28 protein-coding genes and 1 pseudogene are annotated in these 25,093 nt (G+C 62.8%); 7 read left to right on the top strand and 22 right to left on the bottom strand.

Annotated elements, in window-relative coordinates; genetic code table 11:
- Positions 1-61: 61 nt before the first annotated feature.
- Positions 62-508, top strand: a complete 447-nt coding sequence (locus ACMHLQ_RS04670) for a phasin family protein (RefSeq protein WP_415403638.1) — start codon at positions 62-64, stop codon at positions 506-508.
- Between the two features lie 87 nt (positions 509-595).
- Here ACMHLQ_RS04670 and ACMHLQ_RS04665 read toward each other — a convergent pair whose 3' ends face one another.
- On the bottom strand, positions 596-1,471 hold the full coding sequence (locus ACMHLQ_RS04665) for a LysR family transcriptional regulator (protein ID WP_415403637.1): 876 nt from the start codon (positions 1,469-1,471) through the stop codon (positions 596-598).
- Between the two features lie 100 nt (positions 1,472-1,571).
- Here ACMHLQ_RS04665 and ACMHLQ_RS04660 point away from each other — a divergent pair, with 100 nt between their 5' ends.
- Entirely contained in the window at positions 1,572-2,501 is a 930-nt protein-coding gene (locus tag ACMHLQ_RS04660) for an NAD-dependent epimerase/dehydratase family protein (RefSeq protein WP_415403636.1), read from the top strand.
- Between the two features lie 86 nt (positions 2,502-2,587).
- Complete coding sequence (gene phaR / locus ACMHLQ_RS04655; protein WP_415403635.1) at positions 2,588-3,139, top strand: polyhydroxyalkanoate synthesis repressor PhaR; 552 nt, start codon at positions 2,588-2,590, stop codon at positions 3,137-3,139.
- A 38-nt stretch (positions 3,140-3,177) separates the two neighbouring features.
- On the opposite strand, the gene ACMHLQ_RS04650 is transcribed toward phaR, so the two are convergent.
- From ACMHLQ_RS04650 to secG, 20 genes and pseudogenes are all read right to left on the bottom strand, one after another.
- Positions 3,178-4,113: an aminotransferase class IV gene (locus ACMHLQ_RS04650; RefSeq protein ID WP_415403634.1), complete on the bottom strand. Its 936-nt coding sequence runs from the start codon at positions 4,111-4,113 to the stop codon at positions 3,178-3,180.
- 94 nt (positions 4,114-4,207) lie between these two features.
- Complete coding sequence (locus ACMHLQ_RS04645) at positions 4,208-5,395, bottom strand: DegT/DnrJ/EryC1/StrS family aminotransferase (RefSeq protein ID WP_415403633.1); 1,188 nt, start codon at positions 5,393-5,395, stop codon at positions 4,208-4,210.
- A gap of 115 nt (positions 5,396-5,510) precedes the next feature.
- Positions 5,511-6,809 (bottom strand): NAD(P)/FAD-dependent oxidoreductase, encoded by a 1,299-nt coding sequence (locus tag ACMHLQ_RS04640; RefSeq protein ID WP_415405355.1) that lies wholly within the window; start codon positions 6,807-6,809, stop codon positions 5,511-5,513.
- Between the two features lie 46 nt (positions 6,810-6,855).
- Entirely contained in the window at positions 6,856-8,217 is a 1,362-nt protein-coding gene (locus ACMHLQ_RS04635; protein ID WP_415403632.1) for a glutamine synthetase family protein, read from the bottom strand.
- Between the two features lie 3 nt (positions 8,218-8,220).
- Complete coding sequence (locus ACMHLQ_RS04630; protein ID WP_415403631.1) at positions 8,221-8,898, bottom strand: type 1 glutamine amidotransferase; 678 nt, start codon at positions 8,896-8,898, stop codon at positions 8,221-8,223.
- 39 nt (positions 8,899-8,937) lie between these two features.
- Positions 8,938-10,272 (bottom strand): glutamine synthetase family protein, encoded by a 1,335-nt coding sequence (locus ACMHLQ_RS04625; protein WP_415403630.1) that lies wholly within the window; start codon positions 10,270-10,272, stop codon positions 8,938-8,940.
- A gap of 52 nt (positions 10,273-10,324) precedes the next feature.
- The gene (locus tag ACMHLQ_RS04620; RefSeq protein ID WP_415403629.1) at positions 10,325-11,131 is read right to left on the bottom strand and encodes an ABC transporter permease; all 807 of its coding nucleotides are present in this window, start codon (positions 11,129-11,131) and stop codon (positions 10,325-10,327) included.
- Complete coding sequence (locus ACMHLQ_RS04615) at positions 11,128-12,015, bottom strand: ABC transporter permease (protein WP_415403628.1); 888 nt, start codon at positions 12,013-12,015, stop codon at positions 11,128-11,130. Before ACMHLQ_RS04615 ends, ACMHLQ_RS04620 begins: the two co-directional genes overlap by 4 nt.
- Positions 12,015-12,830, bottom strand: coding sequence for an alpha/beta fold hydrolase (locus tag ACMHLQ_RS04610; RefSeq protein WP_415403627.1), 816 nt, complete (start codon positions 12,828-12,830; stop codon positions 12,015-12,017). Before ACMHLQ_RS04610 ends, ACMHLQ_RS04615 begins: the two co-directional genes overlap by 1 nt.
- A gap of 51 nt (positions 12,831-12,881) precedes the next feature.
- Positions 12,882-13,611 (bottom strand): annotated as a pseudogene (locus tag ACMHLQ_RS04605) (transporter substrate-binding domain-containing protein).
- A 29-nt stretch (positions 13,612-13,640) separates the two neighbouring features.
- A complete protein-coding gene (locus tag ACMHLQ_RS04600) occupies positions 13,641-14,414 on the bottom strand; it encodes an ABC transporter ATP-binding protein (protein ID WP_415403626.1) in 774 nt (257 codons plus the stop codon).
- 122 nt (positions 14,415-14,536) lie between these two features.
- On the bottom strand, positions 14,537-15,274 hold the full coding sequence (locus tag ACMHLQ_RS04595; RefSeq protein WP_415403625.1) for a phosphate/phosphite/phosphonate ABC transporter substrate-binding protein: 738 nt from the start codon (positions 15,272-15,274) through the stop codon (positions 14,537-14,539).
- Positions 15,271-15,705 (bottom strand): TerB family tellurite resistance protein, encoded by a 435-nt coding sequence (locus tag ACMHLQ_RS04590; RefSeq protein WP_415403624.1) that lies wholly within the window; start codon positions 15,703-15,705, stop codon positions 15,271-15,273. The genes ACMHLQ_RS04595 and ACMHLQ_RS04590 overlap by 4 nt, the downstream gene beginning before the upstream one ends.
- A gap of 27 nt (positions 15,706-15,732) precedes the next feature.
- Positions 15,733-16,164 (bottom strand): TerB family tellurite resistance protein, encoded by a 432-nt coding sequence (locus ACMHLQ_RS04585; RefSeq protein WP_415403623.1) that lies wholly within the window; start codon positions 16,162-16,164, stop codon positions 15,733-15,735.
- A gap of 12 nt (positions 16,165-16,176) precedes the next feature.
- On the bottom strand, positions 16,177-16,950 hold the full coding sequence (rlmJ, locus tag ACMHLQ_RS04580) for a 23S rRNA (adenine(2030)-N(6))-methyltransferase RlmJ (RefSeq protein WP_415403622.1): 774 nt from the start codon (positions 16,948-16,950) through the stop codon (positions 16,177-16,179).
- Positions 16,951-17,095: 145 nt separating this feature from the next.
- Complete coding sequence (locus tag ACMHLQ_RS04575; protein WP_415403621.1) at positions 17,096-17,563, bottom strand: ferric reductase-like transmembrane domain-containing protein; 468 nt, start codon at positions 17,561-17,563, stop codon at positions 17,096-17,098.
- 159 nt (positions 17,564-17,722) lie between these two features.
- Positions 17,723-18,214 carry a Twin-arginine translocation pathway signal gene (locus tag ACMHLQ_RS04570; protein ID WP_415403620.1) on the bottom strand — a complete coding sequence of 164 codons (492 nt, stop codon included), beginning with the start codon at positions 18,212-18,214 and terminating at the stop codon, positions 17,723-17,725.
- Between the two features lie 116 nt (positions 18,215-18,330).
- Positions 18,331-19,230 (bottom strand): NAD-dependent epimerase/dehydratase family protein, encoded by a 900-nt coding sequence (locus ACMHLQ_RS04565; RefSeq protein WP_415403619.1) that lies wholly within the window; start codon positions 19,228-19,230, stop codon positions 18,331-18,333.
- Positions 19,231-19,283: 53 nt separating this feature from the next.
- Positions 19,284-20,927 carry a CTP synthase gene (locus ACMHLQ_RS04560; protein ID WP_415403618.1) on the bottom strand — a complete coding sequence of 548 codons (1,644 nt, stop codon included), beginning with the start codon at positions 20,925-20,927 and terminating at the stop codon, positions 19,284-19,286.
- Positions 20,928-21,085: 158 nt separating this feature from the next.
- A complete protein-coding gene (secG, locus tag ACMHLQ_RS04555; RefSeq protein WP_415403617.1) occupies positions 21,086-21,451 on the bottom strand; it encodes a preprotein translocase subunit SecG in 366 nt (121 codons plus the stop codon).
- A gap of 118 nt (positions 21,452-21,569) precedes the next feature.
- On the opposite strand from secG, the gene nthA reads away from it, so the two are divergent.
- Genes nthA through ACMHLQ_RS04540 form a run of 3 tightly spaced genes read left to right on the top strand, consistent with a single transcriptional unit; the run spans position 21,570 to position 23,157 of the window.
- Positions 21,570-22,181, top strand: a complete 612-nt coding sequence (nthA, locus tag ACMHLQ_RS04550; protein WP_415405354.1) for a nitrile hydratase subunit alpha — start codon at positions 21,570-21,572, stop codon at positions 22,179-22,181.
- On the top strand, positions 22,178-22,852 hold the full coding sequence (nthB, locus tag ACMHLQ_RS04545) for a nitrile hydratase subunit beta (protein ID WP_415403616.1): 675 nt from the start codon (positions 22,178-22,180) through the stop codon (positions 22,850-22,852). The genes nthA and nthB overlap by 4 nt, the downstream gene beginning before the upstream one ends.
- Entirely contained in the window at positions 22,849-23,157 is a 309-nt protein-coding gene (locus tag ACMHLQ_RS04540) for a nitrile hydratase accessory protein (protein WP_415403615.1), read from the top strand. Before nthB ends, ACMHLQ_RS04540 begins: the two co-directional genes overlap by 4 nt.
- Before the next feature lie 69 nt (positions 23,158-23,226).
- On the opposite strand, the gene ACMHLQ_RS04535 is transcribed toward ACMHLQ_RS04540, so the two are convergent.
- Entirely contained in the window at positions 23,227-23,622 is a 396-nt protein-coding gene (locus tag ACMHLQ_RS04535; RefSeq protein WP_415403614.1) for a DUF6524 family protein, read from the bottom strand.
- Positions 23,623-23,793: 171 nt separating this feature from the next.
- Between ACMHLQ_RS04535 and ACMHLQ_RS04530 the strand changes: the two genes are divergently transcribed.
- Positions 23,794-25,086, top strand: a complete 1,293-nt coding sequence (locus ACMHLQ_RS04530; protein ID WP_415403613.1) for an adenylosuccinate synthase — start codon at positions 23,794-23,796, stop codon at positions 25,084-25,086.
- Positions 25,087-25,093: the final 7 nt, after the last annotated feature.

Below are 25,093 nucleotides of genomic sequence, written 5' to 3'. Positions count from 1 at the left end.
ATTCAATTCCAGACGCAGAAACGTGGGGATGATCCCACAGCGATCAAAAGGATTGAAGACAATGGCTAAGACACAAGACATGACAGCGATGTTCAAAGACGTAATGGGTTCGTTCCCGGTGGACACAGCCGCCATGGAAGACGCGTTCAAAACAGCGACATCGCTCAACGAGAAACTGAGCACAGTGGCCATCGACGCCGCCGAGAAATCGACAGAAATCTCGTCCAAGTGGACAAAAGAGACACTGGCCAAAATGGCCGACATGTCCAAAGCCAAGGCAGAGCCTGCCGACTACGCCAAAGCGATGACCGACTTCGCGTCGTCCTACGCTGAAGTGACAGCCGAGCACATGGCCGCCTTCGCCGAAGTTGCCAAGAAAGTGCAAATGGACACTGTCGAGCTGATGATGGCCGCAGGCAAGGACATGAGCGAAGACGCATCTGCCGCCGTGAAAAAAGCCACAGGCGACATGACAGCTGCTGCCAAGAAGGCCGCTGCTGCGAAGTAATCGCTTACGACATATCGCGCCATCTTTCCTCCCTGAAACGGTGCGATGACTTTGGCGGGCCCCAGTCGGGCCCGCCTTTTTTGTTGCCTATTGGGCAAGGTGTCTGGCCAGCCAGTCATAGACACGCCGTATGCGGGGAATGCGCCGCAGGTCGGAATGCGCTGTCAGCCACAGCGGCATGGCCCCGACATCCTCATCCCCTGAAATGCGCACCACGCGGGGGTCCGCGTCACCGACGCGGCGCTGGCCAAAACCGATGCCGTAGCCTGCAACCACCATGTGCCAGCACAGCACCTGATCGTCGCTGCGAAAGGCAAAGAAATCCCGGCCCACCTTGACTCCGCGCTTGGCAAAACCGTCGATGATCAGGGGGCTGCGGTCGTAACCGATGATGCTGTGCCGCGCAAAATCATCAAGCGTGGCGGGTGCGCCGTGCGTGTCGATATAGCTGGGGGCCGCATAGGCACCAAGCGGCAGGTCGGCCACGTGCTTCGCGATCACGTCTGGCTGGGTCGGGCGGTACATGCGCAGCGCGATGTCAGCCTCGCGCCGCAACAGGTTTTCGGTGGTGTCCGAGGCAAGAACCTCGATCTCAAGCCCCGGATAGGCCGCGTGCAGATCGCACAGGATAGGCGGCAAGATGAAGTTCGCCACGACATGGCTCGCCGTCAGCCGAACCGTACCCGCGACCTCTTTGCCGTGCCGGTCCCGGTCCGTGCTGAAACGCGCGGCCGCATCGGCCATGGCCGTAGCATGCGCCAACAGGTCAGCGCCCTCGTCGGTCAACACCATGCCGCCGCTCTTGCGCTCGAACAGGCGCGTGCCCAACGTTGCCTCCAACTGGGCGATGTGGCGGCTGAGCGTGGGCTGGCTGCTGCCTTGCGCGCGGGCCGCGGCGGAAAGCGATCCGTGCTCGGCAACGGCGGCAAAGGATTGGATCTGGGACCAGTCGGGTTGGCTCATCTATTCATTTCCGAATTGCAAGTTTCAGAATATGACAAATCCTATTTGAAAAGATGTGAGCTAGATAGGGGGAAGATCAAACAACCACAGGAGCTAGAACATGGGATCGGTGATTATCTTGGGTGCCAAGGGTCGGTTTGGACGGGCTGCGGCGCAGGCCTTTGGTGCGGCCGGGTGGGATGTGACCTGCGCGGGCCGTGGGCTGAGCGGACCGGGCTCTGTCGATGTGGACGCCACGGATGCGGGGGCTGTGATGCGCGCCTGCGCGGGTCACGATGTGATCGTGAACGCGGTAAACCCGCCCTATCATCATTGGGCCAAGGTCGTGCCGCGCGTTACGCAAGCGGTGATCGCGGCAGCGCGTGCAGCAGGGGCGACGGTGATGATCCCCGGTAATGTCTACAACTACGGGGCGGATTTGCCGCCCGTGCTGCGCGAGGACACGCCCTGGCTCGCTGATACGCGCAAGGCTGGCATTCGTATCCGTATGGAGCGCGCCTATCGTGACAGCGACGTGCGTACCATCGTTCTGCGTGGCGGCGATTTCATCGAAGCGGCACAAACCGGCAACTGGTTTGAAAGCTACATCGCGCCCAAGGCACAGCAGGGCAAGATGATGTATCCCGGCCCCCTCGATCAGCCGCATGCCTGGGCCTACCTGCCCGATATGGCGCGGGCTATGGCTGGCCTGGCAGAGCGGCGTGCGCAGTTTTCCGGATACGAGGAGTTCGGGTTTGAAGGGTACGGGCTGACCGGTGCCGCGCTGGTCGATCAGGTGGCGCGGGCGGTGGGCAAGCCGATGCGCGTGTCGCGATTGCCGTGGTTCGCCGTGCGCGTGATGGCCCTGTGGTCGCCGCTGATGCGTGAAACGCTGGAGATGCGGTACATCTGGCGGCGGCCGCATGTCATCGACGGTGCCAAACTGCGCCGCGCCTTGCCCGCGTTTCGTGCAACGCCGGTGGAGGCAGCAATTCGGGACGCCGTTTGCGAGCGCACGGATGCGTATGCAATCCCGGCGGCCCGTGCCTGATTTGCCGCATCTGCACACACCCTTTCTTTTTCCCCGCGCCGCGCCTAAGCTGCAATGCAGCACGCGGCATCGGGGAGATCAGGCACGTGACAGAGAAACCAGCACCCTTGTTGATCAAGCGGTATGCGAGCCGACGGCTGTATAACACCGAAACCAGCGATTATGTGACGCTCGAGGATATCTCCGGCTTTATCCGGGATGGGCGCGAGGTTCAGATTGTCGATCTGAAAACCGGAGATGACCTGACGCGCCAGTATCTGTTGCAGATCATAGCAGAGCATGAGAGCCGGGGCGAAAGCGTGTTGCCGGTGGATGTGCTGAATGACCTTGTGCGCAGCTACATGGGCGGTGGGGCGTCCGTGGTTCCGCAGTTCTTGCAGGCCTCCTTCGAGATGTTGCGCGATGGTCAGAGCAAGGCGATCGAGAACATGAGCGCGATGAACCCGATGGCGAAGATGCCGGGGTTCGAGTTGATGCAGGCGCAGCAGGAGGCCTTTATGAAGGCCATGACCGGCGGCATGTCTGCCCCTTGGACCGGCGGGTCGGGGGAGCCTGAAGAGAAAGAGGGCGGCGAGGACCTTGATGCCATCAAGAAGCAGCTGGCCGAGTTGCAGGACAAGCTGTCCAAACTGTCCTGATCAGTGCAGGCGCACCATCAGGTGCGCCTTACCGGGTTTCACCGCGAAGCGGCTGGCGTGGCCGGGCGCAGCGAGCTGCGTCTTACTGGCGTGCGGTGCGCATCGCGCATGATCCAGTCGAAATAGCGTTTGCGCAAATCCGTGGCGACAGGCCCGGCAGTGCCGTTGGAAAAGTGCCGGTCGTCCACTTTCGCAACCGGGATCACGCCCCCACCGGATGAGGAGAGGAAGACCTCGTCCGCCTCCCAGAACTCGTTCAAGGGCAGGGGGCGGGTTTCGGTGGTGAGCCCGGCCTCTGCGCACATGTCCAGAACGGTGCGCCGGGTGATGCCGTGCAACACGCCGTGATCCGATGTCACGACGCGGTCCCCGAACACTGCAAACACGTTGAACCCCGGCCCCTCGGTCACATTGCCCGCGTGATCCAGCAGCAGGGTGGTTTCGTATCCGCGGTCCTTCGCCTCGAACAGGCCCGATGTGAAGTCGCCCCAATGGTAGTTCTTGACCCTGGGGTCCACGCTGTCGGCAGGGATGCGGCGTACGGATTTGGCGATCCAGACTGAGGTACCCAGTTGGGCGACCTCGGGTTTGACAATATGCACATAGGGCACGCACCAGGCGTAGAAGTGGTTGGCGCAGTCGCGGGGATCGCGGCTGCCCGGCACGGGGTTGCGACCACGCGCGGCGACCATGGCGACATAGGCGTCTTGCAGGCTTGTTGCGGCGACCATCTGGTGGAGCGCGTCACAAATCTGGCCGTGATTCATGTCGATCTGGTAGCGCCCGGCGGTGAGCGAGGCGATGAACCGCGCGACGTAGTCGTCCAGCCGGAAGAAGGCGCCCTGCCAGACTGGCACTACGTCATAAGCGATGTCACAATGGGTCAGGCCCCAATCGGTGACCGGGATCGCGGCATCGGCGATGGGGATGATCTGGCCGCCCATCCAGGCGGCCCCATGTGAAAGGTCTGTCATGACCGCAGGCTAGCGCCGGTTGGGGCCGTTGGGAATGGGGGCTCTGCCCCCGGCCTGCGGCCTCCCCCGTGGTATTTTTGGTCAGAAGAATGGCTCAGGTGCCGTAGGCCTGTTCCGGCTCGGTGGCTGATGCGACCGCGTGCAGCAGCACATCGGCCACGGTGTTCAGCGTGTCAGTGGGCAGGTGGACGGGCAGGCGCACGTCGCAGGCGCGCATAAGCATTTTGCGGGTTTGCGGCAATTCGGGCAGGTCGGGGATGAACTGCCAGTTCCAGAAGGCGCGGGCATTGTCCGCGCTGGCGCCAAAGACCTGCACCTTGACCCCGTCCGCCCCTGCGGCGGCGACAAAGGCCTCGACCTCGGTATCATTCATGTCGACAAGGTTGAACTGGATCGAGTCCGGTGCGCGCACCTCGCCCTTGAGCGGGGCGGGGACATGGATATGCAGGCTTTGTTCCAGCAGGTTGGCCACGTGGTCATGGTTGCGCCGCCCGTCCGTTACACGCCGCGCGAGGTGAGGCAGTTGCGGGCGGATCACGGCGGCGCTGAGGTTGGACAGGCGCAGGTTGTAAAGCGGCAGGCGGTTCTGGTGCGCGGCAAAGGCGTCTTGCAGAACGGGGTGCTTTTTCCAGTTATGCTCGTACGCGCCGGACATGATGATGGCGCGCGCAACCAGGTCAGCATCGTCTGTGATCATGATCCCGCCTTCGCCCGCGTTGATCATCTTGTAGGACTGGAAGGAAAAGCAGCCGATCTTGCCCATCGTGCCGATTTTCTGCCCGTTCCACGTTGTGCCGAGCGAGTGTGCGGCATCTTCGATGACCGGAACACCGGCGGCATCACATAGTGACATGATCGCATCCATGTCCGACGTGTGGCCGCGCATGTGGCTGACGATCACAGCACTCACCTCTGGCAGCTTGGCGATGAAGTCGTCGATGTCGATGCGGTAGTTTTCGCCCACCTCGCACAGCACCGGCAGGCAGTCCGCATGCATGACCGAGGATGGCACAGCGGCGAAGGTAAACCCGGGGATCAGCACGCGCGCATCGCGTGGCAGATTCAGCGCCTTCAGCGACAGGAACAGCGCAGCAGAGCAGGACGAGACGGCGAGGGCGAATTTGCTGCCCATCATCTCGGCAAACTCAGCCTCGAGCAGGGACACGGGCGCATCGGCCGCAGCGGTGTAGCGGAAGAGGTCACCGGAGCTCAGCAGGCGGTCGATTTCGGCGCGCGCGTCGGCGGGAATGGCTTCGGCACTGTGCATGTCAGGCAGGGTCATATTTCAGATTCCTTATGCTCGGTTTTTGTTTTTCTAAATCCGTTAGCGAGAAAAGGAAACGGTTTTGTGACAAAAGCGCGGGTCTATGCCGGTTGTGCGATGTGTTTGCGCTGGCTCAGAGGCCGAGACGGTCGCGCAGGCTGTACCATGTCATGGCAAGCGCCAGGAGCGGGCTGCGCAGGGCGGTGCCACCGGGAAAGGGCGCTGTGGGGATCGCGGCCATGGTGTCGAACCCGTCGGATTGCCCGGCGACGGCATTGGCCATCAATTGCCCGGCATGGGTGGCGGTGCCGACGCCATGACCGGAATAGCCAGAAGCGGACAGGATGTTGGGCGCAGGCCTTGCCAGATACGGCAGGCGTTTCATCGTGATGGCCAGCGTGCCGCCCCAGGCATAGTCGATGGGCGTCTCTGCCAGGTGGGGAAAAATCTCCGTCATCGGCCTGCGCACCAGCGATGCGATGTCGGCTGGAAAGCGGTAGCCATAGCTTTCGCCGCCCCCGAACAGCAGGCGGTTGTCATTGCTGAGGCGGAAATAGTTGACCACAAATCGGCTGTCGGAGACGGCGATGTCGCGAGCAAGCACACGTTCGGGTTCTTCCAGCGGGGCTGTGGCGGCGATGAAGTTGTTGATCGGCATGACGCGCGCCGCAACCTTGCAGTCGAGCCCGCCGAGATAACCGTTGCAGGCAAGGATCACGTGGTCGGCGGTGATCACACCGGCGTCGGTGCGCACGCAGGCAGGGGCGCCATAGGTGATGTCATGCACAGCGCTGCGCTCGTGGATGATGGCGCCTGCTGTTTCGGCAGCACGGGCCAGACCCAGGGCCAAGCGCAACGGGTGCAGATGGGCCGCATCCCAGTCAAGCACCCCACCCTTGTAGGCAGGCGAAGGGCAGATGGCTCGAAACGCATCCGCGTCCAGCACGTCGACCTTGTAGCCATAGTGCTGATCCATGTGCCCAGCATAACGGTGCAGATCGTCCACATCGCCAGCCGTCTCTGCCGTCCACGCAATGCCGGGGCGCAAATGGCAGTCGATGTCATGGGCCGCGATCAGCGATTTGACGAGGGCCTTGGCCTCTTGCCCCAAGTCCCAGAACCTGGCCGCATCCTCCTTGCCCACCATCTTTTCCAGATAGGGCTGTTCCACCCGCTGACCCGAGCCCAATTGCCCACCATTGCGCCCGGAGGCCCCAAAACCTGCGCGATGCGCCTCGACAACCACCACGCGCCGACCGGCCTGTGCGAGGTGCAGCGCTGCGGACAGGCCGGTATAGCCCGCACCAACCACACAGACATCTGCCCGCACTTCACCCCGCAAGGCCGGACGCTCTGGCGCAATGTCAGCCGTCGCCGCATACCAACTGTCCGGATAAGTCGCCGTCTTGTCGTTTGAATAGAGCAGGTTCATCTTCATTGTTCCGACAAATATGCGCCCCGCAGGGTCGGCCCGGCCCTTAGACGTTCAGCAGCAGATGCTCGCGCTCCCACGGCGAGATGACTTGCAGGAACTCGTCATATTCGGCGCGCTTCACGATGGAATAGACGCGGGCAAAATCCGTGCCCAGCACCTCGTGCAGATCGGAGGCTTCATCGAACAGATCAAGGGCAGAGCCGAGCACGCGGGGGATATCGCCGTCGCCTTCATAGGCGTCGCCCTTGAACTGGGCCGACGGGCGTTCTTCCTGCACGAGGCCCAGATAACCGCAGGCCAGCGAGGCGGCGATGCCGAGATAGGGATTGCAATCCATCCCCGCGATCCGGTTTTCCACGCGCCGCGATTGCGCATCCGACAGGGGAATGCGGATGCCGGTGGTGCGGTTGTCACGCCCCCAGGCAAGGTTGATTGGCGCGGCGTGATCCTTGACGTAGCGGCGATAGGAATTGACGAAGGGTGCCATGACGGCGAGCGCGGCAGGCAGGTGGTTTTGCAAGCCTGCGATGAAGTGAAAGAACGCATCCGTGTCGCCGCCCTGCGGGCCGACAAAGATATTCTGCCCCGCCTCGCTATCCAGGATCGAGTGGTGGATGTGCATGGCCGAGCCGGGCTCGTCCTCGATCGGTTTGGCCATGAAGGTGGCAAAACAGTCATGGCGCAACGCCGCCTCGCGGATAAGCCGCTTGAAATAGAACACCTCGTCCGCCAGCTTGACCGGATCGCCGTGGCGCAGGTTGATTTCCAACTGCCCCGCGCCGCCTTCCTGCGTGATGCCGTCGATCTCGAACCCCTGTGCCTCGGCAAAGTCATAAATGTCGTCAATGACGGGTCCGAATTCGTCCACGGCCGTCATGGAATAAGCCTGCCGCGCCGCCGCCGGGCGGCCCGAACGGCCGGTCATCGGCTTGATTTCCTGCGCCGGATCAAGGTTGCGGGCGATCAGAAAAAATTCCATTTCGGGCGCGACCACCGGTGTCCAGCCTTTTTCGTGATAGAGTTTAACCACCCGTTTCAGCACGTTGCGCGGGCTGAACGGCACCGGCGCGCCCTTGCGGTCATAGGCGTCGTGGATCACCTGCAAGGTCCAGTCGCCGGTCCACGGCGCGGCGGTTGCGGTGGTCATGTCCGGCTTCAGGATCATGTCTTTTTCTATGAACCCGTCCTCGTCCGCCGCCTCGCCCCAATCGCCGGTGATGGTCTGGTAAAAGATGCTGTCAGGCAGGTGGAAATAGTCCTGCTTGGCGAATTTCGAGGCGGGCACGGCCTTGCCCCGCGCAATGCCCGGCAAGTCCGAGATGATGCATTCGACCTCATCCAGCCGCTTGCCCTCGAGGTAAAGCTGTGCCGCTTCGGGCAGACCCGGGATCAGGGGATTGCTCATGGCTCAGGCTCCTCGCTTGAGAAAGGCGGCCATATCGGCAGCGATGTCGGATTGATCTATGGGCGTGTCGAGGCTCGCGCGCGCTGCGTCCAGCCGGTCGTCGGGCACGACACCGGGACCGCGGTGTGTGGCCAGGGCCTCGACCATGTCGGCACCGAATTCAGGATGAGGCTGGATCGTCAACATACGGTCCCCATAGACGAGCGCAGCGTTTGCGCAAAAGTCGTTCGAGGCGATGACTTCGGCCCCTTCGGGCACGTCAACGACCTGGTCCTGATGCCAGGCGTTCAGGGCAATGGGTTGCCCGCGATAGGAGTATTCCTTGCGCCCGACCGACCAGCCCTGATCCCATTTCACCACCTTGCCGCCCATGGCTTGCGCGATGATCTGATGGCCAAAGCAGATGCCAACAAGCGGGCGGTCAGCGGCGTGAATGGCGCGGATCAGATCTTCAAGCGGCAGGATAAAGGGCAGATCGTCATAGGCCCCGTGTTTGGAACCGGTGATCAGCCAGCCGTCGCAGACCTCGGGCCCATCGGGAAAGTCCATATCGACCACGTTAAACGTCTGAAAGACAAAGCCGTGCCCGCCCAAGAGCCGCGCGAACATGGCGTCATAATCCCCCATCGGCCCCAGAACTTCGTCGGGGGCGTGGCCGGTTTGCAGAATGCCGATTTTCATGGATCACCTGAGTGTTACGGGGCGACGATAATGCGCGCCCTAGACGGTGTCGAGGTAGATTTCGGTTTGCTCATCCGCACTCAGGTCCACCATCTCGCGCGCCTCCTGCCGCTTGGTCATGACCATGTTGCGGATCAACTCGGCATCAAAGATGCGGGCGGTACGAGGACAGGTTTCAAAAGCGTCAATCGCGGCCTCCCACGTGCCGGGCACCTGCGGTAGGTCCTGCGCATAGGCGTTGCCGGTGATCGGGGCGGGTGGGTCGGTTGCATCATCGATACCCGTCAGCGCCGCGCCCAGCACGGCGGCGATGGATAGGTACGGATTCACGTCACCCCCGGCGAGGCGATGTTCGATCCGGCGCGCGGGCGCGGGGCCCGAAGGCACGCGGATCGCCGCAGTCCGGTTTTCATAGGCCCAGGCGATCCCGGTGGGCGCATGGGCGCCGGGCACGAAACGGGCATAGGAATTGGCGTGGGGCGCAAAGATCAACGTTGATCCGGGCATGCCCTGCAGACAGCCGTGGATCGCGTGGCGCAACAGATCGCTGCCTGCCTCTGTCCCATCGTCAAAGACGTTGTTCCCGTCCGTGTCCAGCACCGAGAAATGCATATGCAAACCAGAGCCCGCGTAGTCCTCGTAAGGTTTGGCCATGAAGGACGCGGCAAAGCCGTGTTTGCGCGCCATGCCCTTCACCAGCATCTTGAACAGCCAGGCATCATCGGCCGCCTTCAACGCATTGGCCTGATGCATCAGGTTAATCTCGAACTGCCCCAGCCCGGCCTCGGAAATGGCGGTATCGGCGGGGATGTCCATCGCCTCGCAGGCGTCATAAAGCTCGGTAAAGAAATCATCGAAGGCATCCAGCGCCCGCATCGACAGGATGTCACCCGCCACCCGGCGCTTGCCCGAGCGTGGCGAGGGCGGCACGCGCAACCGGGTGCCTGCATCATCGATCAGAAAGAATTCAAGCTCTACCGCAACAACGGGCGTCAGGCCCTTGTCTTTAAATCGTTTTTCGACGGTCGCGAGCGCATGACGCGGATCGCCCAGAAAGGGGCGGCCATCCTCGTGATACATCCAGATCGGCAACAGCCCCGTGGGTGTGTCGAGCCATGGCATCGGCACAAACCCGCGCTCTGTCGGGTGCAGAACACCATCCCGATCGCCGGATTCCAGCACCAGCGGGCTGTCCTCGATATCCTCGCCCCAGATGTCGAGGTTGAGGACAGACAAGGGAAAGCGCGTGCCGTCCCGCGTCACCTTGTCGGCAAAGCGCACCGGCATGCGCTTGCCCCGCGCCACCCCGTTGAGATCGGCGGCGGCCACCCGGATGGCGCGGATTTCGGGGTTGTCGACCAGCCAATCGTGCATCACGTGTCTTTCATTGTTCCAGGAAATATGCCCGCCGGAGGCATTGAAATCTTCACCGTATCAGGTTCAGCCGCAGCTTCATCTTCTGGCGCGTGTTGGCGGGCAGATGGCGGTTCAGCCGCGTGTTGACCAGGCCAAAGGCACCGATGATGACCAGCGTCAGCAAGATGAAGTACGCCGCGAGGATCGGGTAGGGGATGAACGGGTTGAACGTCTTGTCCGCGAAATAGCTCGCATAGTAGAGCGCATCGCCCCGCTGCTGCCATGCCGGAAAGCCCGAAAAATAGACCAGCGTGGTGGCGTGAAAGAGAAAGATCGCCTCGTTCGTGTAGGCGGGCCAGGCAAGGCGCAGCATTGTCGGCCACACGATCCGGCGAAACCGCGACCAGCCCGACAGGCCATAGGCATCCGCCGCCTCGACCTCGCCCTTGGGGATGGATTGCAGTGCGCCATAAAAGATCTGCGCCGAGTAGGCGGCGGTGTTCAGGAACAACACGATCAGCGCACCGAGCCATGCCGCCGTAAAGGGCGAAAAGAACGGGTAGACGCCCTTGAGGCTCAGAAACAGGAAGTAGGCAAAGAAGAACTGGATGAACAGCGGCGAGCCGCGAAACAGAAAGATGAACCAGTCCGCCGGTTTGCGGATCCACGGGTTTGCCGCGCCCTTGGCCATGGCAATGGCGGTCGCAAGGAAAAAGCCTGTGGCCAGTGCCATTGCGCCGAAATAGACGTTCCAGATCATGCCCGATCCGATCAGCACGACCTGTTCGCATAAGGTGAAATCGCTGCGCGGCAACAGCCGCTCTCCGATCCCGACCGACCGAAGGGCATAGTCCTGTATGGTCTGGACGCAACTCATGCGACCGCCCCTTTGCGCTGTGCCTCACCGCCGCTTGTGGCTTGTCCGCGTGTCAGGCGGGACATGAGGCGGCCGAGGATCTTTTCCGACCCCCATGTCATGAACAGGTAGAACACCAGCAATGCGAGGAAGTACCACATACGCCAATCCCCGTGGGGATAGGCTGTGAAACGGGCGGTCTTGGTCCCGCCCAACTCACGCGCCCAATACACCACATCCTCGATCCCCAGCAGGAACAGCAGCGGCGTTGCCTTGATCAGCACCTGCCACAGGTTCGACAGGCCGGGCAGGGCAAAAACCCACATTTGCGGCACAAGGATGCGCCAGAAGGTCTGGCGCGGGGACATACCGTAGGCTTCGGCCGTTTCCAGTTGCGCCTTGGGCACGGCGCGCATCGCCCCAAAGATCACGTTGGCGGCAAAGGCGCCAAAGACCAGCGCGAAGGTGATGACGGCAAGGCCGAACGCGTAAGTTTGGTGCACCGCCTGTGGGGCGGTGCCCAGCGGCAGTTTGGCCTGCGGGCAGACAAGAAAATCGTTGCCTTGCCGGACCGGGTCAGTCCAGTCGGGGCACAGGACCTGATGGCGCAACCACTCGAACCCCTGATCCAGCGCGATCACGAAAAAGAGGAAAAAGGCGATGTCGGGCACGCCGCGCACGATGGCGATATAGCCCTTGCCGAACCACGACAGCGGCAGGATCGACGAGCGCGCCGCCATCGCCCCGCCAAAGCCGAAGGCCAGCGCCACGGGGGCGGTGACGGCAAGAATGCCGATGACCTTGAGGAAGCTGAGGTAGAATGAAAAATGCACGCCCGTCGTCAGGTAGCAGGTCAGCCATCGGAATGTGCTGAGAAGATCAGGCTCGGTGCAATAAGAGAACATCAGACGGCCCTTAATGCAGAGGCGAGGGCGGCAGACATCCGCGCCGCGTCTTCCAGCTGCGGCAGATGCCCCAGCCCATCAAGCGGGGACAGGGGCAAGCCAACGGCGTCCGCCAGTGCCTGCCCGCGCGCCAGCGGTATCCATGGATCGGCCGTGCCCCAAAGGATCGAGACCGGGCAGCGGATGTCTGGCAGCATGGGCTCGAACGCGGCGGTGAATGCCTCATCCGCAAGGCCGAATTGAGCGTAAAACGCCGCCTTGCCTGCGGTGCCGAGCCAGGGTGCAATCAGGGCTTCGCGATCTTCGGGCGCGATGGGGTTGGCCAGTGCGCCATCGATGTAAGCGCCGACAACCGCCGCATGGATATGATCGGGCAGGCCCAGGAAGGCCTCGGTGTGTCGGCCCACATGGTCAAAGAAGGCAGAGCCCCAGGGGCGCATGGCCACAACGTTGAACATGACCCAGCTGGCATAGTCGCGCCCGTGCAGAAGATGCGCCCGCAGGCTGACTGCACCACCAAAATCATGTGCGATGACAACAGGTTGATCGAGGCCCCAATGGTCAAGAATCTCGCCAAACACCTGCCCTTGGGTGTCCAACCCAAGACTGCGAGGCCCGCTCGGGTCAGAGCGGCCAAAGCCCGGCATGTCATACCAATGCACCGTGTAGTGCGCGGCGAGTGTCGGGATCACCCTGTGCCAGCTGAACGACGACCACGGCCACCCATGGGCCAGCACAAGGGCTGGACCCGTCCCGGCGCTGCCTGCGGCCACGCGCCCGGCGGAGGTGTCAAAGCTGTCGTTGAGATGCCACATGGCGCAACAGTGCGAAAAGGGGGCGGGCCCGTGACCCGCCCCCGTCGCATATCAGTACTGGGCCGTTTCTTCGCCGAACCACTTGACCAGCAGTTCGTTCAGCGAGCCGTCGGCCTTCATTTCTGTGATCACGGCGTCGAACTTTTCCTTCAGCTCGGTGTCGGATTCACGCAGACCCATGCCGATGCCGCCACCAAGGGGCACGTCGGGGCCAAGGAACACCAGTTCACCGCCCGAGGCTTCGACCAGGGGGGCCAGATAGTCGCGGTCGGCAAAGACGGCGTCGGCTTCGCCGTTGCGCACGGCGGCCACGGTTTCTTCGGGTGTGGCGAATTCAACCAGCGTTGCGCCACCTTCAGCGATGTAACCGGCTTGGATGGTTGCGGTCTGTGCGGCCACAACGCCACCTTCCCAGTCCGCGCCGTCAGATGCGGCAACATAGGCCGAGGCGGTGGGGGAAGTAATCCTGGGTAAAGTCGATGACTTCGTCACGCTCGTCCGTGATGCTCATCCCGGCCATGATCGTGTCGTAGTTGGAAGACACGAGGTTGGGAATGATGCTGTCCCAGTCGTTCTTGACCCACTCGCAGGTCAGTTCGGCACGCTCGCACAGGGCATCGCCCAGGTCGCGCTCGAACCCGTCGACTTCGCCGGCGTCGTTGATGAAGTTGTAAGGAGGGTAGGCGCCCTCGGTGCCCATGCGCACGACGGAGTGGCCGTCGGCAAGGGCGAATGTAGCCGTCATGGCAACGGCAACTGTGCTGAAGAGAATGGATTTCATGAGTGTTTACTCCCGTTTATTTGTTTTGGTTACGCGGCGTGGGTGGCAGAGAGGAACCCCCGCAGACGTTCGGATTTGGGTGCGCCAAACAGCTGTTCGGGCGCCCCTTGTTCTTCGATCAGCCCTTGATGGAGAAAGACCACGTGGTCAGACACATCAGCGGCCAGTTTCATGTCATGGGTGACAATCAGCATGGTACGTCCTTCGGCGGCCAAGTCCTTGATCACGCGCACAACTTCCTGTTCCAACTCGGGGTCGAGCGCGCTGGTCGGCTCGTCAAACAGCAGCGCCTCGGGCTCCATGCAGAGCGCGCGCGCGATGGCGGCGCGCTGCTGCTGCCCGCCTGATAGCTGCGCGGGATAGACGTCGCACTTGTCGCCGATCCCCACCTTGTCCAGATAGGCGCGGGCGGATGTTTCGACCTCGGCCGGATCGCAGCGCAGCACGGTGACCGGCGCCTCCATCACGTTTTGCAGGATGGTCATGTGGGCCCACAGGTTGAACTGCTGAAACACCATGGACAGGTTAGTGCGGATGCGCAGCACCTGTGTGGGGTCTGACGGGCGACGGCCATGATCGGCGCCTTTCCATGTCACAGGCTCGCCCTTGAACAGCATCTCGCCCTGCTGGCTGTCCTCAAGCAGGTTGCAACAGCGTAGCAGCGTGGATTTGCCGGAACCGGATGAGCCGATGAGCGAAACCACATCCCCCCGCTTGGCCGCGATATCAACGCCTTTGAGCACTTCGAGGGCGCCATAGGCCTTGTGAAGATTGCGGATCTCGATAACGGGTTGGTCGGTCAAGGGGCACGCTGCGCTGGTTTGGTCAGCGGGTATAAGGGCGCAAATTGTGGGCCATGTCCACGGGCAAATCGACGGATTGGACGGGCAAATGCCCAATTTGACGCCAAGTGATGCCGGTTTGATCAGGGCAGTGGCGGGATGGGCAGGGCGCGGTAGGTGTCTTCGTCGATCTGGATCAGCCCCCTGAGGTGCAGGATATCGCGATCTGCATCCGACATCGCCCCGATGGCGTTTGTAACGGCGCGCGCAATGGGTTTGGGATCGCGTGCGCGCGCGGTGATCAGGGGCAGAGCCGGGGTCGGTTCGGTGCGCACAAACGCTTCCAGCCCGTGAAAGACCTCCGGGTCGGCCTGGTTCCACATCTGGTAGGTGATCACGTCAATGGCGGTATAGTCGGCGTGCCCCTGTTGCACGGCACGGGCCGAGGCGATGTGCGCGCCCGTTTCCATCGTCTCGACCGGGCGCAGGCCGTGTTGTGCCAGATGCGCGACGGGCGCGGCCCAGCCCGATTGCGACAGGGGATCGTTGAAGGCGATAGTGCCGAACCGCGCCAGATCACGCAGACTGCGCCCCTCGCCGCGGCGGCGGATGATGTAACTGTAGTAATAGCCCGGCGGACAGTCCCGCAGCCCGTAATCAGGCGTGCCCACAAGCGTCACCTCGGAGTACAGCCGGGCGCGAAAGGGCAGGCCGCAGGTTTGCGAGACGACCAGATCGCGGCTGTGCCACTGGGTCCACAAGTCATTGGTTCGGTTCAGTTTTTCAGGGCCCGCGCCCAGCTCTGCACGGATGGATTGCCACAAACGGTCATATGCAGCGCTGGCATGCGGCATGTCATACATGCCAAAGGATGCTGTCACCCAGTCACCCGTTGTCGTGCCTTTGCACTGTCGGGGTCGGAGACGCCCAGAAGGCTCGCGACCAGACGCAGCAGGGCATCCTCTTCCTGAGCGCGTTGGCCATCGGCCAGAACGACCTTCCACAGCGCCTCGATCACGGCGACCCTGTCCTCGTATGCGACCGCATCCTTGATGGCGCGGGTAAAGCGTACCGTGTCGGGGGCCTCGGCCTCCATGGCCTCCGCCTCTCCGCGCAGGGCGGTGGCGTCTGGAGTGTTCAGGTTGTAGCGGTCGCGCGTGATCTGATCGATACGGTCGCGTTCGTCCTGACTGTAGTCGTTGTCGGACCGGGCCACACGCACCAGCAGGGCCGTCAAGGCCAGTCGGGCATCGGCGTCTTTGAGGGGGGCGGGATCGGGTTGAATCAACCGTTTGAGCAAGTCTTGAAACATGATTGGCATATATGCGTTAAGCTTGGGTTAGCCAAGCGCCCGTGATTTGATGGCTGCGCTGTCTTCGGGCGTAATCCCCATGGCCGCCTCGATCTGGTGGAGCGTGCTCTCTTCGATGGCGGCGTGCTCACCATCTGCCAGCAGCACCTGCCACATCGCCAGCGCCAGCCCAAGACGATCTGCGTAAGGCACTGTTTCCCTGAGGATATCCGCGAATTCCGGTGTGCCGGGGGCGTGCCGCTCCAGCGCTTCGCAGGTGGCGCGCAGCTTGGCCGCCTCCAGCGGCTTGAGGTCGAAAGTACCCGACAGGATCTTGTCGATCGCCCCCACTTCGGCGGCCTGATAGTCGCGGTCGGCCATGGCGATCCGCACCAGCAATGCGCCAAGCGCGAGTTGCGGCGTGGGTTCGGGCAGGGGTGTCGTCTCCTTTGGACGTTTGGGAAAGAGGCGTTCGAACACGGGTAATTGCCTTTAGTTTAATGCATCAAAGCGAGTTTTCAGTTTTGCGGCCTCTGCTGCAAGACCAAAGGGCGGTCGAATGATGAACAGGCCCGAGCCGACCATGCCATGACCGGGGCGCGCAGGGGGAAAGCGGACCTCGTGGCGCAGGGCATCGGGGTGATCTTTGGCAAGCGTTTTCAGCATGTTGGCGTGCGCGCTTGATGTCAGGATCGGATACCAGAGCATGATGATGCCCACATTCCAGGCGCGCGCGTACTTCCTGATATGGGCGGGTATAGTGCCATAGTCGTCCTTCACCTCGAAACTCGGGTCGATCAGCATGAGGCCCCGGCGCGGTGTGGGCGGCAGCATGGAATGGGCCATGTCAAAGCCATCGACTTGGCGACACGTGGCGGAGGGCAGCGCCAGTTCCAGCGCGTTGTGCTCGCGCGGGTGCAGCTCGGCTATGGTGATTGTGTCGGTGTCGCGCAGCCGCTGTGTGGCGATCAGCGGAGAACCCGGATAGGCATTTTCGCCTGCCTGCTCAGTGGTTTGGCGCAGGGATTTGATGTAAGGGTGATCGGGCGCGAACCAGTGTTTGACCCGGTTGATGCCTTGCGCGGCCTCCCCGGTTTTCAGCGCCTCTTCTGCAGTCAGATCGTATAGGGCGCGGCCCCCATGTGTCTCGATGTAGCTGACGGGTTTGTCCTTGGCCGTGAGGTAGTCGAGCATCCAGGCCAGCAGGCTGTGCTTATGCACATCCGCGAGATTTCCAGCGTGGTAGATATGTTGATAGCTGAGCATGCGCCCGGGTGTATCGCAATGCAGCCTGCGCGCAACGATTAACGGCAATTGGTGCGAATCGGCGCCAACGGCCTCTCATCTCCCGAACACCATGTGAGGGGGTGATGGTGCATTGGCTCGGAAAGCATCGGAAAAAGCGTATGCGTCAGCCGCGCCGCCGGCGGGCTGGCAGGATAAACTTGAGGTAGATCACACGCCCTGTCGCCAGAAGTACCAAAGCGCTGAGGCCGATCTTGGTCACCCGTTCCATCGTGCCGTCGATCAGTGCGGCATGCAGCACGGTGGTGAGGGCGACGGCAGTGGCCAACAGCACATGCCCGCTGCGCCACGTTGCAGGCCGAAAGGGCAAGCGCCGCCGCGACAATGCGAGGGCGGCGGCACAGAACATCGCCCACATCGCCGTCACACCCCAGGCCGAAAATGGTGTGGGCGACGCGTAAAGCAGCGCATCAACCACATCCGGCGGGCTGGTGATCCAGAGGCCCCCCACATGAACCAGCACCGCACCCAGAAGAAGGACCCCCGTCGCGCGGTGAACCCGGCGCGCCCGCCCGCCGGTGATCCCCGGCAGATCGCCCGCCGCCAGAAGCGGCTGCAACAGCAAAAGCGTCATTGCAAAGATGCCGGCAAAGCCGGACGCGATGTAGATCGCGTCGCGCCAGGCCAGAAGGGGCTGGCCGCGGCGGCCACAAGCGGGGCCAGCATGGCCAGCCCGAGTGCGGCCCAGATCAGGGCGGTGCGCAGTTGTGATGTCAGGGGCACCGCAGGCCGGTCAGACCGGTTCGAGGACAAAGGCGACGTCGAGGGACGTGTCCGACGCGCTGCGCATCACGGGCCGCAAAAAGACGGTCTTGAACCCGCCTGTCCCATAGTCGCTGTCATAGGTGAGGTGCCCGTGGGCCTGCCCGAAGGCGGGGACGATCTGGGGCATGTCCATCCGGAAGACCCCGTTGGCATCCGTCAGCGTGGCGCCGTGGCTACGCGCGTCACGTTCATGTCCTTCGGTCGTGTGTGCCCACATCTGGATGCGCAGGCCGGGCAGGGGCGCGCCGTCGCCGGCGCGGCGCACGGTGCCCGTCATCAGAAAACCCCCGCCGCCGATGCGCTCGACGATGGGTGCGCCGGGGCGGTAATTGTTGGCCCCGCCCCGCATGGTTGGCGTGGGCGCGACCCCTTGGGCGCGGACAGGCAAAAGGCCGGTTGTGGGGGCAAGCAGCGCTGCGGCGCCGGTGGCCAGAACGGTGCGGCGGGGCAAGTGAGGCATGATACAAGTCTCCCGGTTTGGCGTGTCGAGACTGAGGTAAGAGCGTATCACGCGAGATAAACCGCTGTCACGGGGTCGTGATCCGACAAACGGCGCGCGCGACATTATCGGGCTGACTATTCCTGTATCGCGCTGCCCGCAGCATCGGGCATCAATACTTCCGGGCTTCCTGCGTCGAGCTGGTCGAGGACCGCATGCGCGCCGTACTCTGCCTGCCAACCCAGCTCGGCCTGGGCGCGCGCGCTGTCATACACACGGTCGATCCGTTGGGGCAGGTCCCAGCCGCGTTGGGCGTACGCCTTTGCGACATCCGGTGCCCGCAGGTGCACGACACTTGCCGCGTCTGACCAAAGCGCCTCGGCATCGCTTTTGTGAAAGGGGGTGCGCGCGGAGATGATGAAGACGTCGCACGCTGCACCATCTTGTTTGAGTGCGCGGACATGTGCCTGCGCCACGTCGCGCGCATCCACGCCGCGGTGCAGACGGTAGAGCGCCATCAGGGGGGCCGGTTCGGGAAAGCAACGCGACATTCTGATGATCCGCACGGTCAAATCCGCATTTGCCGCTGCGTGTAGCATCTGTTCCGCTTCGATCTTAGTGCGGTGATAGATGGTGCGTGGTCTGGGCCGTGTGGTTTCGTCGATCCAGCTGGCGCGGGCGTCCTGTTGCGATGCGTAGCCGAAGAGCGCTGTCGTGCTGGTGAACACCATGCGTTTGACGCCGTTGGCCTGCATGGCCTTCAGGACGGTGTCCGTGCCGTCCACATTGATCTGCACGAACTCTTTTTCAGAGGTGACAGGCACGTGTGGTGCGTGCAGGGCAGCCGTGTGGATCACGGCATCCGCCCCTGTACTGACACGCGCCATGAAGCCCAGATCGCGGATGTCGCCAATGGCCTTTGTGTGCGCAGAGGCCACCCTGTCGACCCCGATCACGCTGTGATGATCAGCGCTCAGCAGCCGAACAATTGCGCTGCCGATCCGCCCAGATGCTCCTGTCACCACATAGCGCGCCATGCCGCTTTCCGGTTCAGTGGTTCACACCAACATTGCACGCACCCGTGTGCACCTTAGACCAGTCGGGAATTGTCCCGGGCTGCCCGCACGAAGTCCTGGAACAGCGGATGCGGGTCGAAGGGTTTGGATTTCAGTTCGGGGTGGAACTGAACCCCGATAAACCACGGATGGTCGGGCCACTCCACAATCTCTGGCAGGCGGCCATCCGGCGACATGCCGGAAAAGCAAAGCCCGGCCGTTTCAAGCTGTTTGCGATACTTGATGTCGACCTCGTAACGGTGGCGGTGGCGTTCGTCGATGGCCGTGGTCCCATAGACCTCCGCCACTTTGGACCCGTCACTCAGTACCGCGTCATACGCCCCCAGCCGCATGGTGCCGCCCTTGTCGTCGCCCACCTTGCGTTCGACCTTGTGATTGCCCTGCACCCATTCCTTGAGGTGATAGACCACCGGTTCGAACCGTTTCTTACCCGCCTCGTGGTCGAATTCTTCGGACCCTGCGGATTTGAGGCCCGCGACGTTGCGCGCCGCCTCGATCACCGCCATCTGCATGCCCAGACAGATGCCCAAATAGGGCACCTTGTGGGTGCGCGCGAACTGGGCGGCCTTGATCTTGCCTTCGGTGCCGCGTTCGCCAAAGCCGCCCGGCACGAGGATCGCGTGAAACCCGTCGAGATGTGGGGCGGCGTCTTCCTTGTCGAACAGCTCTGCATCGACCCATTCAACCTTGACCCGGACTCGGTTGGCCATGCCGCCATGGGTCAGCGCCTCGGCAATCGACTTATAGGCGTCTTCAAGCTGGGTGTATTTGCCGACGATGGCGACCTTCACTTCGCCCTCGGCGTTGTGAATGCGGTCGCTGACATCTTCCCACTTGGTCAGATCCGGCTTGGGCGCCGGGCTGATCTGGAAGGCGTCGAGAACGGCCTGGTCCATGCCCTCGCGGTGATAGGCGAGGGGGGCGTCGTAGATGGTGGAGAGGTCTTGTGCCGCGATCACCGACTCGGGCCGCACATTGCAGAACAGGGCGAGTTTTTCACGTTCCTTGACCGGGATTGGCCCCTCGGATCGGCAGACGAGGATGTCGGGCGCGATACCGATGGAGCGCAGTTCCTTGACCGAGTGCTGCGTGGGTTTGGTTTTCAACTCGCCCGATGCCTTGATGTAAGGCAGCAAGGTCAGGTGCATGAAGATGCACTGGCCGCGTGGTTTGTCCTGAGAAAACTGGCGGATCGCTTCGAAGAAAGGCAGGCCCTCGATATCGCCGACGGTGCCGCCGATCTCGCAGAGCATGAAGTCGACCTCGTCATCCCCGATGTTGATGAAATCCTTGATCTCGTTCGTGACGTGGGGGATCACCTGGATCGTCTTGCCCAGGTAGTCGCCGCGCCGCTCTTTCTCGAGCACGGTGGAGTAGACGCGGCCCGAAGACACGGAATCGGTCTTGCGCGCCGCCACGCCGGTAAAGCGTTCGTAATGGCCAAGGTCGAGGTCGGTTTCAGCCCCGTCATCCGTCACGAACACCTCACCATGTTCAAAGGGCGACATGGTGCCGGGATCGACGTTCAGATAGGGGTCCAGCTTGCGCAGGCGCACTGAAAAGCCACGCGCCTGCAAAAGTGCGCCGAGGGCGGCCGAGGCAAGGCCCTTGCCCAGCGATGATACAACGCCGCCGGTGATGAAAATGTAGCGCGCCATTTGGTGCAGTCCCCCGTGGTTCAGTCAGGCTCAAGGCCCGGATGCAGGACACGCAAATATACGTTCCCCACGGGACCTCAGTTTAACAGGATTCGGTTGCATGGGGCAAGGTGGCCGCAACATGATGTTGTAGCCGCTTGATTGCCCTCAAGATTTCGTTAGTCGGCGCTGGGAACCAGCGGCGCGTTGTCGCCTGTCGAGGGCGGCAGCAGGTCGCCACCCGGCGGGATCAGGTCGTCGGCCGGCGCGTTCTGCGCAGGCGGCGTGATGCCCAATTGGTCGATCACGGAGGTTCCCGATGCGTTCTGTGCGGCGATGATGGTCAGGGTGATCGAGGTGATGATGAAGGCAATCGCCAGCACCCATGTCACCTTGGACAGCGCCGTGGCCGCGGCCCGGCCCGTCATCGCGCCGCCACCGCCGCCACCCATGCCCAGACCGCCCCCTTCGGAGCGCTGCATCAGCACCACGGCGATAAGGCCGAGGGCGAGGATCAGGTGGACGATGAGAACGACGTTTTCCATGCGGGAGGTTTGCCCTGTAGCTGCGCGATGGGCGGTATCTATGCAAGTTTCCGGTGCGGGGCAAGTGGCGCTTTGGGGGTCTGGACAATTGCGCCCGCACCACCCCATGATCGCGCCCATGCCCCATGATCATTCCGACCACCCGCACAGCCTGCTGCCGTCCGACCCCGCTCTGCGGGTCAAGGCGCTCGAGACGATCCTGACCCGGAAGGGGCTGATTGATCCGGCTGCGCTGGACGAGATCATCGACACCTACGAGAACAAGATCGGCCCCAAGAACGGTGCCCATGTGGTGGCGCGGGCCTGGTCCGACTCTGCGTTCAAGGCGGCCCTGCTGGAGGATGCCGATCCGGTGCTGGCCGAGATGGGCTATTACGGGCGGCAAGGCGAACACATGGTCGTGGTCGAGAACACCAAGGACGTGCACAACATGGTCGTGTGCACCCTGTGCTCGTGCTATCCGTGGCCACTGCTGGGCATTCCGCCGGGGTGGTACAAATCCGACGCCTACCGCGCCCGTGCTGTGCGCGAGCCGCGCAAGGTGCTGGGCGAGTTCGGTGTGACATTGCCCGAAGAGACATCTGTGCGCGTATGGGATTCGACGGCCGAGGTGCGCTACCTCGTCCTGCCCATGCGCCCTGAAGGGAGCGCGGGAATGGACGAGGCCGCGCTGATGGCGCTGGTTACCCGCGATTCGATGATCGGCTGCGGATTGGCGGTGGCCCGGTGACCCGGCCCCACGACATGGGCGGGCGGTTCGGCGATGGTCCGGTAGAGCCCGAACCCGAAGACGTACAGTTCCACGCCGACTGGCACCCGCGCGCATTGGCGCTGACACTGGCCTCGGGCGCGCTGGGTCTCTGGAACCTCGACACATCTCGCCATGCCCGCGAGAGCCTCGCGCCCAAGGACTACGCGCGATTTGCGTATTATGAAAAGTGGATCGCAGCACTGGCCGACCTGTTGGTGGCGAAAGGCGCGGTAACGCCAGAAGAACTGGCAACGGGGCAGGCGACGGGCGAAAGCACGTTGGCCAACAAGCGGCTCAAAGCGGCCTCGGTGGCCGACGTTCTTGCCAAAGGCGGGCCTGCAACGCGGCCCGGTGGCCCGGCCCCTGCATTCAAACCCGGTGACCGGGTTGTGGTGCGCGCAAAGGCCGAGAACATCGCAGTGGACGGAGGGCACACACGTTTGCCCGCCTACCTGGCGGGGCGCACCGGCACGGTCGTGCGCCGTCACGGCACGCATATCCTGCCCGACAGCAATGCCCATGGGCAGGGCGAGGCGCCCGAGCCGCTCTATGCCGTGGCTTTTGCCGCCGCGGACCTCTGGGCGCATCCGGAACATGCCGCAGACGAGGTCATTGCCGACCTCTGGCAAAGCTATCTGAGTGCGCCATGAAGCCCGAACCGGTCTTTGAAGCACCCTGGCATGCGCAACTGTTTGCAATGACCGTGCATCTGAACGAAGCGGGCGTGTTTGACTGGCCCGATTGGGCGGCCCGCTTCGGCGCAACCCTCAAGGCGCATGGTCTGACCAGAGAACTCAACGGCGGCGATGATTACTTCGCTGCGTGGCTGGAAACCCTCGAGGCCCTGCTGTCTGACCTCGGCGCGGCAGCCCCTGGCGACATCCAGCAGATGCGCACCGCGTGGGAGGCCGCCTATCTGCGCACACCGCACGGCGAGCCTGTGACACTCGACTGACCCTTCATTGTTCTCATTGTTCTGAAAAATATGCCGGGGGTTTGGGGGCTGGCCCCCAAGACAGTGCCGCTATTCGTCCACGTCATCCATATCGGCCTGACCGGACAGGTAGCGGCGCACATGGCTCCAACTGAGGCCAACGCCCAGCACCAAAGACAGCGCCAGCAACGCAAGCCAGGTGTTCAGGCCCGGATCGTCCAGTTTGACCATCCCCAGATCATAAAGCACCCACAGCGTCGCCCCGACCACAGCCAGAACCAGTGCCATGCCGAAGCCCCCGATGGAGCGCAGGGTGGCACGCAGGTAGATGATATAGCCGATCAGCAGCAACAGCCCCGTCAGCACCGCGATGGACAGGTTCTGCGACCCGAATTCGCCGGTCCAGACCACGTAATTATAGGGGGTCGGATTGTAGGTCGCGGCCAGCAGGGCCAGGGCAAAAAGCCAGCGCCAGAGAAATCCCATGGAAGTGGTCCGTTCATTGCAATTCTGCGTGTTGATGCCGGGAACCGGCGCCCGTTGCAACGGTTGGAGCCTCCGGCGGTGGTATTTTTGGTCAGAAGAAACAGAGATTGCGGTTTGCCATTGCCCGCCGCATCGCTATACGGGCGCGGGTTTGCATGAAAGGACTCTTCAATGGCCAATGTGGTGGTTGTCGGCGCGCAGTGGGGCGACGAGGGCAAGGGCAAGATCGTCGATTGGCTGAGCGAGCGGGCGGATGTGATCGCGCGTTTCCAGGGTGGTCACAATGCGGGGCACACGCTGGTCATCGATGGGGAAGTCTACAAGCTGCATGCGCTGCCTTCGGGCGTGGTGCGGGGCGGCAAGCTGTCCGTCATCGGCAATGGTGTGGTGCTGGACCCTTGGCATCTGGTCTCCGAAATCGAGACCTTGCGCGCTCAGGGGGTCGAGATCAGCCCCGAGACGCTGATGATTGCAGAGAACACGCCACTGATCCTGCCGATCCACGGAGAGTTGGACCGGGCGCGCGAGTCGCAGAATTCGGTGGCCAAGATCGGCACGACCGGGCGCGGCATCGGCCCGGCCTATGAGGACAAGGTGGGCCGCCGTGTGGTGCGTGTCGCCGATCTGGCCGATCCCGCGACCCTGGAACTGCGGGTGGATCGCGCCTTGATCCACCACGATGCCTTGCGCCGTGGCTTGGGACTAGAGTCTGTGGACCGCGAGGCGCTGCTGGCAAGTCTGGCCGAGGTCGCTCCGGCTATCCTCGAATATGCGGCCCCGGTCTGGAAGGTCATGACCGAGGCGCGCAAGGCGGGCAAGCGCATCCTGTTCGAGGGCGCGCAAGGCGCGCTGCTCGACATCGACTTTGGCACCTATCCCTTTGTCACATCCTCCAACGTAATTGCGGGGCAGGCGGCAACGGGCGTGGGCGTGGGCCCGGGGACCATCGATTTCGTCCTCGGCATCGTCAAGGCCTATACCACCCGCGTGGGTGAGGGCCCGTTCCCGACCGAATTGCACGATGACGACGGCCAGCGGCTGGGTGAACGGGGCCATGAATTCGGTACCACCACGGGCCGCAAGCGCCGCTGCGGGTGGTTTGACGCTTGCCTGGTGCGCCAGACCTGCGCGACCAGCGGTGTGAACGGCATTTCGCTGACCAAGCTGGATGTGCTGGACGGGTTCGAGAGGCTGAAGATCTGTGTCGGCTACGAGCTGGATGGCGAGACGCTGGATTATCTGCCCACCGCCGCCGATCAACAGGCGCGCTGCACGCCGGTCTACGAAGAGATGCCCGGCTGGTCGGAATCGACCGAAGGCGCGCGCAGCTGGGCGGACCTGCCTGCAAACGCGATCAAATATGTGCGCCGTGTCGAAGAGTTGATCGACTGCCCCGTCGCCCTACTTTCCACCTCACCCGAGCGGGAGGATACGATCCTTGTCCGCGATCCCTTTGCTGATTGAGGTGGGC

It is taken from the genome of Tateyamaria algicola (assembly GCF_047715485.1).
Taxonomy (GTDB): Bacteria; Pseudomonadota; Alphaproteobacteria; order Rhodobacterales; family Rhodobacteraceae; genus Tateyamaria.
Note: the sequence above shows the minus strand (reverse complement) of the source record. Positions and strands in the feature narration are given on the sequence as shown.